This window comes from Streptomyces tardus (assembly GCF_018101125.2).
GTDB classification, from domain to species: domain Bacteria; phylum Actinomycetota; class Actinomycetes; order Streptomycetales; family Streptomycetaceae; genus Streptomyces; species Streptomyces tardus.
The window spans coordinates 1,007,629-1,023,232 of record NZ_JAELVF020000001.1; the positions used below are offsets into that span (position 1 = coordinate 1,007,629).

23 protein-coding genes and 2 pseudogenes are annotated in these 15,604 nt (G+C 67.8%); 2 read left to right on the forward strand and 23 right to left on the reverse strand.

Features of this window, described 5'->3' with window-relative positions; all coding sequences use genetic code 11:
• Positions 1 to 93: 93 nt before the first annotated feature.
• Positions 94 to 285 (reverse strand): hypothetical protein, encoded by a 192-nt coding sequence (locus JGS22_RS25935; protein ID WP_236073020.1) that lies wholly within the window; start codon positions 283 to 285, stop codon positions 94 to 96.
• A gap of 9 nt (positions 286 to 294) precedes the next feature.
• Between JGS22_RS25935 and JGS22_RS04335 the strand changes: the two genes are divergently transcribed.
• Positions 295 to 549, forward strand: a complete 255-nt coding sequence (locus tag JGS22_RS04335) for an AMP-binding enzyme (RefSeq protein WP_308405508.1) — start codon at positions 295 to 297, stop codon at positions 547 to 549.
• Here the strand turns inward: JGS22_RS04335 and JGS22_RS25940 are convergent.
• A pseudogene (locus JGS22_RS25940) lies at positions 525 to 1,079 on the reverse strand (AMP-binding protein); the annotation flags it as partial. The gene JGS22_RS04335 and the pseudogene JGS22_RS25940 sit on opposite strands and share 25 nt — an antisense overlap.
• Before the next feature lie 53 nt (positions 1,080 to 1,132).
• Here JGS22_RS25940 and JGS22_RS04345 point away from each other — a divergent pair.
• Positions 1,133 to 4,567: pseudogene (locus tag JGS22_RS04345) on the forward strand (NACHT domain-containing protein); the annotation flags it as partial.
• A gap of 79 nt (positions 4,568 to 4,646) precedes the next feature.
• Here the strand turns inward: JGS22_RS04345 and JGS22_RS04350 are convergent.
• The 21 genes from JGS22_RS04350 to rplD form a co-directional block, all read right to left on the reverse strand.
• Positions 4,647 to 5,306 carry an adenylate kinase gene (locus JGS22_RS04350; protein WP_211039099.1) on the reverse strand — a complete coding sequence of 220 codons (660 nt, stop codon included), beginning with the start codon at positions 5,304 to 5,306 and terminating at the stop codon, positions 4,647 to 4,649.
• Positions 5,306 to 6,622 (reverse strand): preprotein translocase subunit SecY, encoded by a 1,317-nt coding sequence (gene secY / locus JGS22_RS04355; RefSeq protein WP_211039098.1) that lies wholly within the window; start codon positions 6,620 to 6,622, stop codon positions 5,306 to 5,308. The genes JGS22_RS04350 and secY overlap by 1 nt, the downstream gene beginning before the upstream one ends.
• Before the next feature lie 209 nt (positions 6,623 to 6,831).
• A complete protein-coding gene (rplO, locus tag JGS22_RS04360; RefSeq protein WP_211039097.1) occupies positions 6,832 to 7,287 on the reverse strand; it encodes a 50S ribosomal protein L15 in 456 nt (151 codons plus the stop codon).
• 1 nt (position 7,288) lies between these two features.
• Positions 7,289 to 7,471, reverse strand: a complete 183-nt coding sequence (rpmD, locus tag JGS22_RS04365) for a 50S ribosomal protein L30 (RefSeq protein WP_211039096.1) — start codon at positions 7,469 to 7,471, stop codon at positions 7,289 to 7,291.
• Positions 7,471 to 8,073 (reverse strand): 30S ribosomal protein S5, encoded by a 603-nt coding sequence (gene rpsE / locus JGS22_RS04370; protein WP_211039095.1) that lies wholly within the window; start codon positions 8,071 to 8,073, stop codon positions 7,471 to 7,473. Before rpsE ends, rpmD begins: the two co-directional genes overlap by 1 nt.
• Before the next feature lie 42 nt (positions 8,074 to 8,115).
• The gene (gene rplR, locus JGS22_RS04375) at positions 8,116 to 8,499 is read right to left on the reverse strand and encodes a 50S ribosomal protein L18 (protein ID WP_211039094.1); all 384 of its coding nucleotides are present in this window, start codon (positions 8,497 to 8,499) and stop codon (positions 8,116 to 8,118) included.
• 3 nt (positions 8,500 to 8,502) lie between these two features.
• On the reverse strand, positions 8,503 to 9,042 hold the full coding sequence (rplF, locus tag JGS22_RS04380; RefSeq protein WP_211039093.1) for a 50S ribosomal protein L6: 540 nt from the start codon (positions 9,040 to 9,042) through the stop codon (positions 8,503 to 8,505).
• A 23-nt stretch (positions 9,043 to 9,065) separates the two neighbouring features.
• Positions 9,066 to 9,464 carry a 30S ribosomal protein S8 gene (gene rpsH / locus JGS22_RS04385; protein WP_211039092.1) on the reverse strand — a complete coding sequence of 133 codons (399 nt, stop codon included), beginning with the start codon at positions 9,462 to 9,464 and terminating at the stop codon, positions 9,066 to 9,068.
• Between the two features lie 282 nt (positions 9,465 to 9,746).
• On the reverse strand, positions 9,747 to 9,932 hold the full coding sequence (locus JGS22_RS04390; protein ID WP_003948630.1) for a type Z 30S ribosomal protein S14: 186 nt from the start codon (positions 9,930 to 9,932) through the stop codon (positions 9,747 to 9,749).
• Between the two features lies 1 nt (position 9,933).
• Entirely contained in the window at positions 9,934 to 10,491 is a 558-nt protein-coding gene (gene rplE, locus JGS22_RS04395; RefSeq protein WP_211039091.1) for a 50S ribosomal protein L5, read from the reverse strand.
• On the reverse strand, positions 10,491 to 10,814 hold the full coding sequence (gene rplX, locus JGS22_RS04400; protein WP_211039090.1) for a 50S ribosomal protein L24: 324 nt from the start codon (positions 10,812 to 10,814) through the stop codon (positions 10,491 to 10,493). The genes rplE and rplX overlap by 1 nt, the downstream gene beginning before the upstream one ends.
• A 2-nt stretch (positions 10,815 to 10,816) precedes the next feature.
• A complete protein-coding gene (gene rplN, locus JGS22_RS04405; RefSeq protein ID WP_211039089.1) occupies positions 10,817 to 11,185 on the reverse strand; it encodes a 50S ribosomal protein L14 in 369 nt (122 codons plus the stop codon).
• 103 nt (positions 11,186 to 11,288) lie between these two features.
• On the reverse strand, positions 11,289 to 11,573 hold the full coding sequence (gene rpsQ, locus JGS22_RS04410) for a 30S ribosomal protein S17 (protein ID WP_211039088.1): 285 nt from the start codon (positions 11,571 to 11,573) through the stop codon (positions 11,289 to 11,291).
• Positions 11,573 to 11,797 carry a 50S ribosomal protein L29 gene (gene rpmC / locus JGS22_RS04415; protein ID WP_211039087.1) on the reverse strand — a complete coding sequence of 75 codons (225 nt, stop codon included), beginning with the start codon at positions 11,795 to 11,797 and terminating at the stop codon, positions 11,573 to 11,575. The genes rpsQ and rpmC overlap by 1 nt, the downstream gene beginning before the upstream one ends.
• On the reverse strand, positions 11,797 to 12,216 hold the full coding sequence (gene rplP, locus JGS22_RS04420) for a 50S ribosomal protein L16 (protein WP_211039086.1): 420 nt from the start codon (positions 12,214 to 12,216) through the stop codon (positions 11,797 to 11,799). The genes rpmC and rplP overlap by 1 nt, the downstream gene beginning before the upstream one ends.
• Positions 12,217 to 12,221: 5 nt before the next feature.
• Positions 12,222 to 13,061 carry a 30S ribosomal protein S3 gene (gene rpsC / locus JGS22_RS04425; protein WP_211039085.1) on the reverse strand — a complete coding sequence of 280 codons (840 nt, stop codon included), beginning with the start codon at positions 13,059 to 13,061 and terminating at the stop codon, positions 12,222 to 12,224.
• Positions 13,061 to 13,408, reverse strand: coding sequence for a 50S ribosomal protein L22 (rplV, locus tag JGS22_RS04430; protein WP_211039102.1), 348 nt, complete (start codon positions 13,406 to 13,408; stop codon positions 13,061 to 13,063). Before rplV ends, rpsC begins: the two co-directional genes overlap by 1 nt.
• 44 nt (positions 13,409 to 13,452) lie before the next feature.
• Positions 13,453 to 13,734: a 30S ribosomal protein S19 gene (gene rpsS, locus JGS22_RS04435; RefSeq protein WP_103501089.1), complete on the reverse strand. Its 282-nt coding sequence runs from the start codon at positions 13,732 to 13,734 to the stop codon at positions 13,453 to 13,455.
• 12 nt (positions 13,735 to 13,746) lie between these two features.
• Entirely contained in the window at positions 13,747 to 14,583 is an 837-nt protein-coding gene (gene rplB / locus JGS22_RS04440) for a 50S ribosomal protein L2 (protein WP_211039084.1), read from the reverse strand.
• Positions 14,584 to 14,621: 38 nt separating this feature from the next.
• Positions 14,622 to 14,945, reverse strand: coding sequence for a 50S ribosomal protein L23 (gene rplW / locus JGS22_RS04445; RefSeq protein ID WP_211039083.1), 324 nt, complete (start codon positions 14,943 to 14,945; stop codon positions 14,622 to 14,624).
• Positions 14,945 to 15,601 carry a 50S ribosomal protein L4 gene (gene rplD, locus JGS22_RS04450; protein ID WP_211039082.1) on the reverse strand — a complete coding sequence of 219 codons (657 nt, stop codon included), beginning with the start codon at positions 15,599 to 15,601 and terminating at the stop codon, positions 14,945 to 14,947. Before rplD ends, rplW begins: the two co-directional genes overlap by 1 nt.
• Positions 15,602 to 15,604 lie beyond the last annotated feature (3 nt).

The following is a 15,604-nucleotide window of genomic DNA, read 5'->3' on the forward strand; positions in this document are numbered from 1 at the left end:
GCCCGCGAGACCCCGCAGGGCCCGGTCGCACACCGCTCTCCCCACCGCCGGTCGGGGAGCCGTATCGTTGGGGGTTACGTCCGGCACGGGCGGTCAGTTGTTGTTGTCTGAGCTGGAGGCGTCAGCCGAGATGGTGGAGATCAAAACCCCCGAGCAGATCGCGAAGATGCGGGCGGCGAGCTGGAGTTCGTCGGCCGCCGGGACAACCAGGTCAAGCTGCGCGGCTTCCGCATCGAGCTGGGCGAGATCGAGTCCGCTCTCGCCGCCCACGAGGCCGTCGGCCACATCGCGGTCGTGGTCCGCGAGGACCGTCCGGGCGTCAAGCAGCTGGTCGGCTACGCCGTACCGGCGGCGGGCGCCGAGCTGGACACCGAGGAGCTGCGCCGCTGGGCCGGCGACCGGCTGCCCGACTACATGGTGCCGCGCCCGATCATCGCGCTCGACACCCTGCCGCTGACCACCAACGGGAAGGTCGACCAGAAGGCGCTGCCGGCCCAGCGGCGCAGCTCCTCGGTGTCCAGCTCGGCGCCCGCCGCCGGTACGGCGTAGCCGACCAGCTGCTTGACGCCCGGACGGTCCTCGCGGACCACGACCGCGATGTGGCCGACGGCCTCGTGGGCGGCGAGAGCGGACTCGATCTCGCCCAGCTCGATGCGGAAGCCGCGCAGCTTGACCTGGTTGTCCCGGCGGCCGACGAACTCCAGCTCGCCGTCCGAGCGCCAGCGCACCACGTCGCCGGTGCGGTAGAGCCGGGTGCCGGGGGCGCCGAAGGGGTTGGCCACGAAGCGGTCGGCGGTCAGATCCGAGCGGCCGACGTAGCCCCGCGCCAACCCGACGCCTGCCACGTACAGTTCACCGGCCACGCCGATCGGGCACAGCCGCAGCCGGCTGTCGAGCACGTAGACCTGCTTGCCGTCCAGCGGGCCGCCGATCGGCACCGGCTCGGTCACCGCGCCGCCCGGACGCAGCGCGTACGCGGCGGCCATGACGGTGACCTCGGTGGGGCCGTAGGCGTTGACCACGGTCAGGTCGGGGCAGGCCGCCAGGGTCTGGCGCACCGAGGCGGTCGGCAGCGCCTCGTAGAGATACGTCGCGTCCTGGCTCAGATCCCTGGCTGCGTCCGGGCGGCGCGGTGACCGAGCCGGTGCCGATCGGCGGCCCGCTGGACGGCAAGCAGGTCTACGTGCTCGACAGCCGGCTGCGGCTGTGCCCGATCGGCGTGGCCGGTGAACTGTACGTGGCAGGCGTCGGGTTGGCGCGGGGCTACGTCGGCCGCTCGGATCTGACCGCCGACCGCTTCGTGGCCAACCCCTTCGGCGCCCCCGGCACCGTCGACACGTACGTGAGTGCGCACCTACTCTCGGTGCTCATGGACTTCGGTGTGGTGGGGACCCGGCTGGCCTCGAGTGTGGTGAGCCCGCTGGTGAAACGGTTGTTCGTGCAGGAGGGAAGGGGGGCGGACCTCGTCAGGACGCCGGTGCGGATCAGCGGGCTGGTGTCGTTCGGCGGCGAGAAACGGGTGGTCGGCGAGCGCGAGGTGCACCGGATCGCGAGTGAGCTGGTGCGGCGGGCGGTGAGCACGGGCGAGCGTCCGATCGGAGCCGACCAGGACCTGGCCGTGACCGACGCGCTCTGCCGTACGCTGCTCGGCCTCGGCGAGCTGGGCATGGAGGACGCCCAGGCGGTCGACCTCGGCCACCGTGCCTTCGCACTGCGCTTACGGGAGGCGGCTCCGGACGCAGCCAGGGATCTGAGCCAGGACGCGACGTATCTCTACGAGGCGCTGCTGGAGACTGCCTGTCTGCACATACTGCACTTCTTCACCCAACGCTCCTCCTTCGTGCCGCGGCAGCAGGTGGAGCAGAGCCGCCGGTTGCGGGACGTCGTCGACCGGCTCGACCAGCTCGCCGCCCGCATGCCGTCGCCGAGCGTCGCGGACGCCCGGTTCGAGCGCCGGTACGCGGAGTTCGTCGACCGCAAGTACAACTCGCTCACCATCTACGGCCTCGATCTCCGGCAGAGCCGCGAATGGCCGCTGGACTCGGCGTACCTGAGCCTGCGGGTGGAGGCGTCGGCGGAGCTGCGCCACGAGCTGCCCGACGCGCGGCAGCACCAGCAGGACGGCCGTGGCGACGGGTTGACGCTCCCGCACGCCGTAGGGGGCGCGCGCCAGGCCGCGGACCGCGCGCTCGCCGGGCACGAACGTGTGATGCTGCGCGGGCTCGCCGGTTCCGGGAAGACGACTCTGGTGCAGTGGCTCGCGGTGACCACCGCGCGCCAGGACGCCGACGCCGGCGTGCCGCACCTGCTCGGCCGGGTGCCCTTCGTTCTGCCGCTGCGCACCCTCACCCGGGGCGGCGCGGGGCTCCCGCTGCCCTCCCAGTTCCTCGCGGCGACCGGTTGCCCGCTCGCGGGCAGCCAGCCGGAGGGCTGGGTGGAGCGGGTGCTCTCCGCCGGGCGCGGCGTGCTGCTGATCGACGGCGTGGACGAGCAGCCGGCCGAGGAGCGCGAGCGCACCCGGCGCTGGTTGCGCGACCAGCTCACCGCCTTCCCTCAGAACCAGTGGGTGGTCACCACCCGGGCCACCGCCGTACGGGACGGCTGGCTCGCCGAGGACCGGTTCAGCGAGCTGTCTCTCTCACCCATGAGCCGCGCCGAGGTCACGGCGTTCGTCGGCCGCTGGCACACCGCAGCCGACGCGGACGAGGACCTCGCCCCCGCCCTGCTGGAGACGCTGCGCACCAAACCGGACCTGGCCGGTCTGGCCTCCAACCCCCTGATGTGCGGCCTGATCTGCGCGCTCCACCGCGAGCGCCGGGGCTACCTCCCGCGCGGGCGCAAAGCGCTGTACGACGCGGCGCTCTCCACGCTCCTCTACCGCAGGGACGTCGAGCGCGAGGTCATGCCCGGCTCCTCCCTCGAGCTCGACGACGAGGCCCAGACCTCGCTGCTGCAGAAGCTGGCGTACTGGCTGATCCGCAACGGCCGCTCCGAGCTGGACAAGTCCGGTGCGGTCCGTCTGATCGCACGCGCCCTGCCCGCTATGCCGTACGTCGCCCAACAGGCGGACGCCCAGGAGGTGTTCGACCATCTGCTGCTCAGGTCCGGGCTGCTGCGCGAGCCGGCCCCCGGTGCCGTCGACTTCGTCCATCGCACCTTCCAGGACTATCTGGGCGCCAGGGCCGCCGTCGAGGAGGGCGATCTCGGCGTGCTCGCCCAGCACGCCCACCTCGACCAGTGGGCCGACGTGCTGCGGATGGCGGTCGCCCACGCCAGACCGGACGAACGCGCCGCCCTGCTGCGGCAGTTGATCGAGCGCGGGGACAGCGAGCCCATCCACAGGACCAGGCTGCACCTGCTGGCGACCGCCTGCCTCGAGCACGCGCCGAAGCTCGATCCGGAGGTCCGGGTGGAGGTGGAGGCGCGTACGGGCGCGCTGGTGCCGCCGCGGAGCTACGCGGAGGCCAAGGAGCTCGCCGCGGCCGGCCCGGTGATCCTCGATCTGCTGCCCGGCCCGGAAGGGCTGCAGGACGACGAGTCCTCGGCAGTCGTGCACACCGCGTGCCAGCGCGGCGGCGACGCCCCGCTGCCCCTGCTGCTGCGCTTCCTGGAGCGCCCGACGAACGTGGTCGCCTACCAACTCGCCGGTCACTGGGACCGGTTCGACACCGCGACCTACGCGCACGAGATCCTGCGTCCGCTGCTCGACCGCGTACCCGCCACTCTGGTCACCGTCCGGTCGGCGCCCGAGCTGGAGCAGATCCTCCGCCTCCCCGTGACCCACCTGCGGTTGTCCGGCGATTTCACCTCCGACCAGCTCGCGGAGGCGGTGGCCGGCAACCGCCTGACCGAGTTCGAGCTCGTCAACAACAACCTGATCGAGGACCTGGACGAGCTCCGCGGCTGCACCTCGCTCACCCGGCTCAGGGTCTCCGGCTGCCTGAGCCTGAGCGACCTCGCCGACATCGGCGACCTGCCGCTGCGTTCACTGCACCTCAACCTGCTGCCGAAGCTGCGCGACTTCGGGCCGCTCCAGGACATGGACCGGCTGAACAAGCTGGTCTTCGGCAGCATGTCGCAGTGCGACGACGCGGCGGCCGTGCTCCCGTTCGGCCTGCCGCTGACCGAGCTCGGGCTCTCCTCCTGGACGGTGCGGCTGCGCGGCATCGAGCGCTGCCCGCAGCTGACCAGGCTCCATGTCGCCCAGCGCGAGCGCCCGCTCCAACTCGCGGACTGGAACGCGCTGCACGCCCTCCCCGAGCTCCGCACGCTCCATCTGGAGTCGGTGGCGCTGCCCACGACGGAGACCGAGCTGGTGCCCCTGGCGACCGTCACCTACCCGTGTGTGCGCGGCGGCGGACCGACCGAGTGGGTACGCCGGCTGGTACAGCTCTTCCCGGCGATGCAGGCGCTGCAGATACACGACGCCACCGAGCTGGACGTGACGGCTCTGGCCGCGGCCCCGGAGCTGCGCACGCTCTTCCTCAGCCGCGTCGAGAACCTCAGCGGTCTGGAGGGCCTGCCGTCCGCGGTGGAGGTCGTGCGCCGGCCCCGACCGCGCGTCTGACGCACTGAACACCGGTGGCCGCGAACCCCACTCGGGTTCGCGGCCACCGGTGTTCAGTGCTGCCGAGCAGCTGCTTCGACTACGCGGCTTCCGCCCGGCCGAGCGCGCTGAGCGCCCGGGAGGTGACGTCGGACACCGCGCCGAGCGCGGAGAGCGTGGTCACCAGGCCCTGGGAACGGTAGTAGTCGATGATCGGCTCGGTCTCGCTGTGGTAGACCTCGAGGCGCTTGCGCACGGTCTCCTCGTGGTCGTCCTCGCGCTGGTACAGCTCACCACCGCACGTGTCGCACACGCCCTGCTCCTTGGAGGGGGTGTACTCGACGTGGAAGATGTGGCTGCTGTCCTGGCGGCACATGCGCCGCCCGGCGATCCGCTTGACGATCTCCTCCTCGGGGACCTCCAGGTCCAGCACCGCGTCGAGCTTCAGCTCCGCGTCGCGGAGGATCTCGTCGAGCGCTTCGGCCTGTGCGAGGTTGCGGGGGAAACCGTCGAGCAGAAAACCGTCCTCGGCGTCCGCCTGGTCCATCCGGTCCTTGGCCATCCCGATCGTGACCTCGTCCGGCACCAGCTGGCCCTCGCGCATGAACTGCTGGGCCTTGAGCCCGAGTTCGGTGCCCTGGCTGATGTTGGCGCGGAAGAGATCGCCGGTGGAGATGTGCGGAACAGACAGAGTCTGGGCGAGAAGCGCAGCCTGCGTGCCCTTGCCCGCTCCAGGCGGTCCGACGAGGACGATACGCATTAGCGGAGGAACCCTTCGTAGTTGCGCTGCTGGAGCTGGCTCTCGATCTGCCGAACAGTTTCGAGTCCAACACCCACGATGATCAGGATGCTTGTCCCGCCGAACGGGAACTCACCCTGCGCATTGAATGCGATCAGCGCGACGGTGGGCACCAGGGCGATCAGACCAAGGTAGATGGCGCCGGGCCACGTGATGCGGTTCAGCACGTAACCCAGGTACTCCGCCGTTGGGCGTCCGGCCCGGATACCGGGAATGAACCCACCATACTTCTTCATGTTGTCGGCAACTTCTTCGGGGTTGAAGGAGATGGCGACGTAGAAGAATGCGAAGAAGACGATGAGCAAGAAGTACGTCAGGACGTAAAGCGGGGCATCCTGCCGCTCCAGGTTCTGCCGGACCCAGTCCGCCCAGCCCGCGTCCGAGTTGCTGAACTGGACGACGAGTGCCGGGATGTAGAGCAGGGACGAGGCGAAGATGACAGGAATCACACCCGCCTGGTTCACCTTCAGCGGGATGTAGGTCGACGTCCCGCCATAGGAACGCCGCCCGATCATCCGCTTCGCGTACTGCACCGGAATTCGGCGCTGCGCCTGCTCGACGAAGACAACCAGACCGACCATTCCGAGACCGCAGAGGATCACGGTCCCGAACTCGATCCAGCCACCCGCCAGGTCACCCTGCTGCTTGATCGCCCACAGCGCGCCCGGGAAGCCCGAGGCGATGGAGACGAACATCAGCATCGACATGCCGTTGCCGATACCGCGGTCGGTGATGAGCTCACCGAGCCACATGATCAGCGCGGTGCCCGCGGTCATCACGACCACCATGGAGATGGTGGCGAACATCGAGCCGTCCGGCACGACTTCGTTCGCGACGCTGCATCCCTGGAAGAGAGTGCCGCTGCGGGCAGCCGCCACCAGACCGGTCGCCTGGAGCACTGCGAGCGCCATGGTCAGGTAACGCGTGTACTGGGTGATCTTGGCCTGGCCGGCCTGACCCTCCTTCTTCAGCGCCTCAAGTCGCGGGATCACCACGACGAGCAGCTGAAGGATGATGCTTGCCGTGATGTACGGCATGATCCCGAGCGCGAAGATGGTGATCTGCATCAGTGCGCCACCACTGAACATGTTCACCAGGTCGAACAGACCCGACTGCCCGCTGCCCGCCTCGTCCTTGCAAACCTGGACTTGCTCATAGCTGACACCCGGCGTCGGGATCTGCGATCCCAGCCGGAAGAGCACGATGATGCTCAGCGTGAACAGCAGCTTCTTGCGCAGGTCGGGCGTCTTGAACGCCCGGGTGAACGCGCTGAGCACGGTACCTCCTGCGGCCTCCGCGTCCTGCGCGAGAGGTGACGGTCTTGAGAAACGATGGATATGACGGAAAAGCAACTCTTCGTGCCCACAGCGATGGTCACGGCCGCGGGCAGTGCCCGCCACCTTACCCGCGAGAGGGCCGCCCGTGGAATGACCAACGGGGATGCCCCTGTTGAGGGCATCCCCGGAAGGCCATCACGGCGTCACTCTCAGACGAGCTCGGTGACGCTGCCGCCGGCTGCGGCGATCTTCTCCTTGGCGGAGCCGGAGACGGCGTCAACCGTCACCGTCAGCGCCACGGAGACCTCGCCGGAGCCGAGCACCTTGACGAGACTGTTCTTGCGAACCGCGCCCTTGGCGACCAGATCGGCCACCGTGACCTCGCCACCCTCGGGGTAGAGGGAAGCCAGACGGTCCAGGTTGACGACCTGGTACTCGGTCTTGAACGGGTTCTTGAAGCCCTTGAGCTTGGGCAGCCGCATGTGCAGCGGCATCTGCCCACCCTCGAAGCGCTCCGGTACCTGGTAACGGGCCTTGGTGCCCTTGGTGCCACGACCGGCCGTCTTGCCCTTCGACGCCTCACCACGACCCACGCGGGTCTTGGCGGTCTTGGCGCCCGGAGCCGGACGGAGGTTGTGGATCTTGAGCGGCTTGTCTTCAGCCATCTCAGGAAACCTCCTCGACCGTGATGAGGTGCCGCACGGCGTGGACCATGCCACGGAACTCCGGACGGTCCTCCTTCACGACCACGTCGTTGACGCGCTTGAGACCGAGGGTCCGCAGCGTCTCACGGTGGTTCTGCTTCGTACCGATCACAGAACGGGTCTGGGTGATCTTGAGCTGCGCCATCACGCACTCACCCCAGCCCGCGCCCGCAGCAGAGCGGCGGGAGCAACGTCCTCGAGCGGCAGACCACGGCGGGCCGCGATCTCCTCGGGGCGCTGAAGGCCCTTCAGAGCGGCCACCGTGCCGTGCACGATGTTGATCGGGTTGGACGAACCGAGCGACTTGCTCAGCACGTCGTGGATGCCCGCGCACTCCAGCACGGCACGCACCGGGCCACCGGCGATCACACCGGTACCGGGGGAAGCCGGCTTGAGCAGCACGACACCGGCTGCTTCCTCACCCTGGATGGGGTGCGGAATGGTGCCCTGAATGCGGGGGACCTTGAAGAAGTTCTTCTTGGCCTCCTCGACACCCTTGGCGATGGCGGAGGGAACTTCCTTCGCCTTGCCGTATCCGACACCCACGGTGCCATCGCCATCGCCCACCACGACCAGCGCGGTGAAGCTGAAGCGACGACCACCCTTCACTACCTTGGCGACACGGTTGATCGCGACGACGCGCTCAACGTACGCGGTCTTTTCGGCAGCTGCGCCGCCGTCCCGGCCCTTACGGTCCCGCCGCTCGCCGCCACCGGCGCCGCCACCGCGGCGCTGGGGTCCAGCCATTGGAAATACCTCTCTCGTCTGTCCGCTAGCTACGGAACCGGCTCAGAACTTGAGCCCGGCCTCGCGGGCGGCGTCCGCCAGAGCGGCGATGCGCCCGGCGTACCTGTTTCCACCGCGGTCGAAAACAACGGTCTCCACGCCCGCAGCCTTGGCACGCTCGGCCACCAGCTCGCCGACCTTCTGCGCCAGGGAGCTCTTGTCACCCTCCGCGCCGCGGATGGCGCTGTCCATCGACGAGGCGGAGGCCACAGTGTGGCCCGCGATGTCGTCGATGACCTGCGCCACCATGTGCCGGTTGGAACGCGTCACGACCAGCCGCGGACGCTCGGGCGAACCCGAGATCTTCTTGCGGATCCGGATGTGACGGCGCTTGGCAGCAGCACGCTTGTACGCGTCGCCCTTGGCGATCTTCACGCCGTATGCCATGGCTTACTTACCAGCCTTTCCGACCTTGCGGCGGATGACTTCGCCCTCGTACTTGACGCCCTTGGCCTTGTACGGGTCGGGCTTCCGCAGCTTGCGGATGTTCGCGGCGACTTCGCCGACCTTCTGCTTGTCGATGCCCTCGACCGAGAAACGGGTCGGCGACTCGACCTTGAAGGAGATGCCCTCGGGCGCCTCCACCAGGATCGGGTGGCTGTAGCCCAGAGCGAACTCCAGGTTGGATCCCTTGGCCTGGACGCGGTAACCGACACCGCTGATTTCGAGCTTCTTGCCGTAGCCCTGGGTCACGCCAGTGATCATGTTCGCCACCAGCGTGCGGGACAGGCCGTGCAGAGCCTTGTTCCTGCTCTCGTCGTTCGGGCGGGAGACGGCAATGGCGCCGTCCTCACCCTTGGCGACCTCGATGGGTGCCGCAACAGTGTGCGAGAGGGATCCCTTGGGACCCTTCACCGCGACCGTACGGCCCTCGATGGTGACGTCCACACCGGCGGGAACCTGAATGGGGAGCTTGCCGATTCGCGACATGGCTTTTCCTCCGTTCCCTTCCGTTACCAGACGTAGGCGAGGACTTCCCCGCCCACGCCCTTCTTCTGTGCCTGCTGGCCGGTCAGCAGCCCGTGCGACGTGGAGATGATCGCCACGCCGAGGCCGCCCAGAACGCGGGGCAGGTTGGTGGACTTTGCGTATACACGCAGGCCCGGCTTCGAGATGCGCTTGATGCCGGCGATGGAACGCTCGCGGTTGGGGCCGAACTTCAGCTCCAGGACGAGGCTCTTGCCGACCTCGGCGTCCTCGACCTTCCAACCGGTGATGTAACCCTCCTGCTGGAGGATCTCCGCGATGTGCGCCTTGATCTTGCTGTGCGGCATCGCGACGTCGTCGTGGTACGCCGAGTTCGCGTTTCGCAGACGCGTCAGCATGTCTGCGATCGGATCGGTCATGGTCATGTGATGGCCTTCGGCCTCTCTCGCCGGGGTTTCCTGTATGCGCCATCCCTCTCCCCGCTCAGGGGCGGGACGGGTGCGGCACGGGGACCTACGGCGTAGTAAGCGACTTTTGGCGGGCATGCGCCCGCGGCTGTCACGGGCGACGAGGCGCCCAACCCCCCAAGGCTAAGCCATGCGGGGAGGGCTCCCGTCGCCCAGATTGCTTACCGAGAGCCCTGGTTCTCCGAACCGTCGCCCGTCAGGCGCCCGTTGAGGACGCCGGCCGGGCGACGGAAACGGCATTTACCAGGAGCTCTTGGTCACGCCCGGCAGCTCGCCGCGGTGGGCCATCTCACGAAGGCACACGCGGCACAGGCCGAACTTGCGGTAGACGGAGTGCGGACGGCCGCAGCGCTGGCAGCGGGTGTAACCGCGGACACCGAACTTGGGCTTGCGGGCAGCCTTGGCGATCAGGGCCTTCTTCGCCATGTCAGTTCTCCTTGAACGGGAAGCCGAGGTGACGCAGCAGGGCGCGGCCCTCTTCGTCGTTGGTCGCCGTGGTCACCACGGTGATGTCCATACCCCGGGCCCGGTCGATCTTGTCCTGGTCGATCTCGTGGAACATGACCTGCTCGGTGAGACCGAAGGTGTAGTTGCCCCGACCGTCGAACTGCTTCGGCGAGAGACCGCGGAAGTCGCGGATACGCGGCAGTGCGAGGGAGAGCAGCCTGTCCAGGAACTCCCACATCCGGTCACCGCGAAGGGTGACGTGGGCGCCGATCGGCTGGCCCTCGCGCAGCTTGAACTGCGCGATGGACTTGCGGGCCTTGGTCACGGCGGGCTTCTGGCCGGTGATCGTGGTGAGGTCGCGGATGGCGCCCTCGATCAGCTTGGAGTCGCGGGCGGCGTCGCCCACACCCATGTTGACCACGATCTTGGTCAGACCGGGGATCTGCATGACGTTCTCGTAGGAGAACTCCTCACGCATCTTGCCCTGGATGTCCTCGCGGTACCGCAGCTTGAGGCGCGGTGAAGTGGTGGCAGTCATCAGATGTCCTCACCGGTCCGCTTGGCAACGCGGATCTTGTTGCCGTCCTCGTCGAAGCGGTAACCGACGCGAGTGACAACCTTGTTGCCGTCCTTCTCCACGATGAGCTGAACGTTGCTCACGTGAATCGGGGCCTCGGTCGTCACAATGCCGCCGGTCTTCGAACCGCGAGCGGTCTGGCCGGCCTTGGTGTGCTTCTTGACCCGGTTGACACCCTCGACCAGGACGCGGTCTTCGCGCGGGAAGGCCTGAACGACCTTGCCCTGCTTGCCACGGTCCTTGCCGGTGATGACCTGAACCAGGTCGCCCTTCTTGATCTTCATGCTCACAGCACCTCCGGCGCGAGCGAGATGATCTTCATGAACTTCTTCTCGCGCAGCTCACGGCCCACGGGGCCGAAAATACGGGTGCCGCGGGGGTCGCCGTCGTTCTTCAGAATGACGGCGGCGTTCTCGTCGAAGCGGATGTACGAGCCGTCGGCACGGCGGCGCTCCTTGACGGTGCGCACGATGACGGCCTTGATGACGTCACCCTTCTTCACGTTGCCACCGGGGATCGCATCCTTCACGGTGGCCACGATGACGTCACCGACGCCCGCGTAGCGGCGACCCGAACCACCGAGAACACGAATGCAAAGGATTTCCTTCGCGCCCGTGTTGTCGGCGACACGCAGTCGCGACTCCTGCTGGATCACGTCTCTCTCCTGATCGTCTGCCGGTTCCCGGCAGGGGCCTCACCGCGTACGGTGTGCGCCCCTGCCGAGCCTGGCGGAACTGGCCCTGAGGAACTCAGGGAGGTTACTTGGCCTTCTCGAGGATCTCGACGATGCGCCAGCGCTTGGTGGCGGAAAGCGGCCGGGTCTCCATCAGGAGAACGCGGTCACCCACCCCAGCGGCATTCTGCTCGTCGTGCGCCTTGAGCTTGTTGGTACGGCGGATGACCTTGCCGTACAGGGCGTGCTTGACGCGGTCCTCGACGGCGACGACGACAGTCTTGTCCATCTTGTCGCTGACGACCAGACCCTCGCGGGTCTTGCGGAATCCGCGCTGCTCGTTCGTTTCAGTCACATTCGTCTCGCTCATCAGGCGCTCTCCACCGTCTCGATGCCGAGCTCGCGCTCACGCATCAGGGTGTAGATCCGGGCGATGTCCTTACGGACGGCCTTGAGCCGGCCGTTGTTCTCCAGCTGTCCGGTCGCCGCCTGGAAGCGGAGCTTGAAGAGCTCCTCCTTGGCCTCGCGCAGCTTGACGACGAGCTCCTCGTCGTTCAGCTCACGCAGCTCGTTGGCCTTGGTACCGGTCGCCATCACGACTCACCTGCCTCGCGCCGCACGATCCGGCACTTCATCGGAAGCTTGTGAGCAGCGCGGGTGAGCGCCTCACGAGCAATCTTCTCGTTCGGGTAGGACAGCTCGAACATCACCCGACCGGGCTTGACGTTCGCGATCCACCACTCCGGAGAACCCTTACCGGAACCCATGCGGGTTTCGGCCGGCTTCTTCGTCAGCGGACGGTCCGGGTAGATGTTGATCCAGACCTTGCCGCCACGCTTGATGTGACGGGTCATGGCGATACGAGCTGCCTCGATCTGCCGGTTCGTCACGTACGCGGCGGTGACGGCCTGAATGCCGTACTCACCGAAAGCGACCTCGGTACCGCCCTTGGCCATACCGTTGCGCTTGGGGTGGTGCTGCTTGCGGTGCTTGACCCTGCGCGGGATCAGCATGACGGTCAGGCCTCCGTTCCGCCGGTAGAAGGAGCGGCCTCGGCAGCCGGAGCAGCCGGGGCGTCGGCCTTGGCCGCCGCCTCGGGCTGTGCCTGCTGCTGCGGCTTGCGGCCACCACCGCGACGGTCGCCACCACCACGGCGCGGACGGTCGTTGCCGCCGCCGCGCGAGGGGCGGTTGCCCGCACGGGCAGCCGCGTTCTCGGCACGGACCTCGGCGATGTTCTTCACATCGCCCTTGTAGATCCACACCTTGACGCCGATGCGGCCGAAGGTGGTCTTGGCCTCGAAGAACCCGTAGTCGACGTTCGCGCGAAGGGTGTGCAGCGGCACACGGCCCTCGCGGTAGAACTCCGAGCGGGACATCTCGGCGCCGCCGAGACGGCCACCACACTGGATCTTGATGCCCTTGGCGCCGGCCTTCATCGTCGACTGCATGCTCTTGCGCATGGCACGACGGAAGGAGACACGGGAGGACAGCTGCTCTGCGACGGCCTGGGCCACCAGCTGAGCGTCCGTCTCCGGGTTCTTCACCTCGAGGATGTTGAACTGGATCTGCTTGCCCGTCAGCTTCTCGAGCTTGCCGCGGATCCGCTCCGCCTCGGCGCCACGACGGCCGATCACGATGCCCGGACGGGCGGTGTGAACGTCGACGCGAACCCGGTCACGGGTGCGCTCGATCTCGACCTTGGAGATGCCGGCCCGCTCCATGCCCTGCGTGAGCAGGCGGCGGATCTCGACGTCTTCCTTGACGTAGTCCTTGTACAGCTTGTCGGCGTACCACCGGGACTTGAAGTCCGTGGTGATGCCGAGCCGGAACCCGTGCGGGTTAACCTTCTGGCCCATTACCGGGTTCCTTCCTTGCTGCTGACGACCACCGTGATGTGGCTGGTCCGCTTACGGATCCGGTAGGCGCGACCCTGCGCACGCGGACGGAACCGCTTGAGAGTCGGGCCCTCGTCGACGTACGCCTCGGAGATGACGAGGCTGTCGGCGTCGGTGTGGTCGTAGTTGTGCGCGGCGTTGGCGATGGCGCTGTCGAGCACCTTGCCCACCGGCACACTCGCGGCCTGCGGAGCGAAACGCAGGACCGCCTGAGCCTCCGTGGCACTCATGCCACGGACAAGGTCCACCACCCGGCGGGCCTTCATGGGCGTGACACGCACGTAGCGCGCCTGGGCCCTGGCTTCCATGGTTGTCCCTTCGATGTCAGTCATAAGTCTTCGCACTCCGCCGATCAGCGACGACGCGACTTGCGGTCGTCCTTCACGTGGCCGCGGAAGGTGCGGGTCGGCGCGAACTCGCCGAGCTTGTGGCCGACCATCGACTCGGTGACGAACACCGGGACGTGCTTGCGGCCGTCATGCACCGCGATCGTGTGGCCGAGCATGGCCGGGACGATCATGGAGCGGCGGGACCAGGTCTTGATGACGTTCTTGGTGCCGGCTTCGTTCTGTACGTCCACCTTCTTGCTCAGGTGGTCGTCGACGAAGGGCCCCTTCTTGAGACTGCGCGGCATCTAAACCCGCTCCTAGCGCTTCTTGTTCGTCTTGCGGCGGCGGACGATGTACTTGTTGCTCGCCTTCTTCGGCGAACGAGTACGTCCTTCCTTCTTGCCCCACGGCGACACCGGGTGGCGACCACCGGAGGTACGACCCTCACCACCACCGTGCGGGTGGTCGATCGGGTTCATGACCACACCGCGGACGGTCGGGCGAACGCCCTTCCAGCGCATACGGCCGGCCTTGCCCCAGTTGATGTTCGACTGCTCGGCGTTGCCGACCTCGCCGACTGTGGCGCGGCAGCGGACGTCGACCAGCCGGATCTCACCGGACGGCATGCGCAGGTGGGCCATGCGGCCCTCCCTCGCGAGCAGCTGCACGGAGGCACCTGCGGAGCGGGCGAACTTGGCCCCGCCACCCGGCCGCAGCTCGATGGCGTGCAGCACGGTACCCACCGGGATGTTGCGCAGCGGCAGGTTGTTGCCCGGCTTGATGTCGGCGTTCGGGCCGTTCTCGACGCGGTCGCCCTGCTGGAGCTTCGCCGGCGCGAGGATGTAGCGCTTCTCGCCGTCAGCGTAGTGCAGCAGCGCGATGCGCGCGGTGCGGTTGGGGTCGTACTCGATGTGCGCGACCTTGGCCGGCACGCCGTCCTTGTCGTGACGACGGAAGTCGATCACTCGGAAGGCGCGCTTGTGGCCACCGCCCTGGTGGCGAACGGTCACACGACCGGCGTTGTTACGGCCGCCCTTGCTGTGCAGCGGGCGGACCAGCGACTTCTCCGGCGTGGACCGCGTGATCTCGACGAAGTCGGCGACGCTGGAGCCACGACGGCCCGGGGTCGTCGGCTTGTACTTGCGGATACCCATTTCTCAGTCCTCGTCCGATATCGGACGGATCGACTCCGTTAGGAGACCGGCCCGCCGAAGATGTCGATACGGTCGCCCTCGGCGAGGGTCACGATGGCGCGCTTGGTGTCTGCGCGCTTTCCGTAACCGGTCCTGGTGCGCTTGCGCTTGCCCTGGCGGTTGATCGTGTTCACTCCGACAACCTTGACCGAGAAGACAGACTCGACGGCCTGCTTGATCTGGGTCTTGTTGGCCCGGGTGTCCACGATGAACGTGTACTTGCCCTCGTCCAGCAGTGCGTAGCTCTTCTCCGAGACCACGGGCTTGAACAGAATGTCCCGCGGGTCGCTGAAGGTCTTGCTGGTGACGGTTGCCTCGCTCATCAGGCTTCGCTCCCTTCGAGCTCAGCCCCGGCAGCGGTACGGCTGGCCACGAAGGCGTCGAAGGCGGCCTTCGTGAAGACCACGTCGTCGGAGACGAGCACGTCGTACGTGTTCAGCTGGCCCGGCTCCAGGACGTGCACCTGGGGCAGGTTGCGGGCGGAGAACCACGAGGCATCGTCCGACCGGTCGGCGACCAGGAGCACGTTCTTGCGCTCGCTGACCTTGCCGAGCAGGGTCTTCGCTGCCTTGGTGGAGATCTCGCCCTCGACCACGCCGGTGACGACGTGGATGCGGTTGTGGCGGGCCCGGTCCGACAGGGCACCGCGCAGGGCGGCGGCCTTCATCTTCTTCGGGGTCCGCTGCGAGTAGTCGCGCGGCACGGGGCCGTGGACCACGCCACCGCCGGCGAACTGCGGCGCGCGGGTCGAACCCTGACGGGCACGGCCGGTGCCCTTCTGGCGGTACGGCTTGCGGCCACCGCCGCGCACCTCGCCACGCGTCTTGGTCTTGTGCGTGCCCTGGCGGGCCGCGGCCAGCTGCGCGACAACGACCTGGTGGATCAGCGGAATGCTGGTCCTGGCGTCGAAGAGCTCGGCGGGGAGCTCGACGGTGCCGGTCTTGTCGCCTGCCGGCGAAAGAATGTCAACGGTGCTCATCTT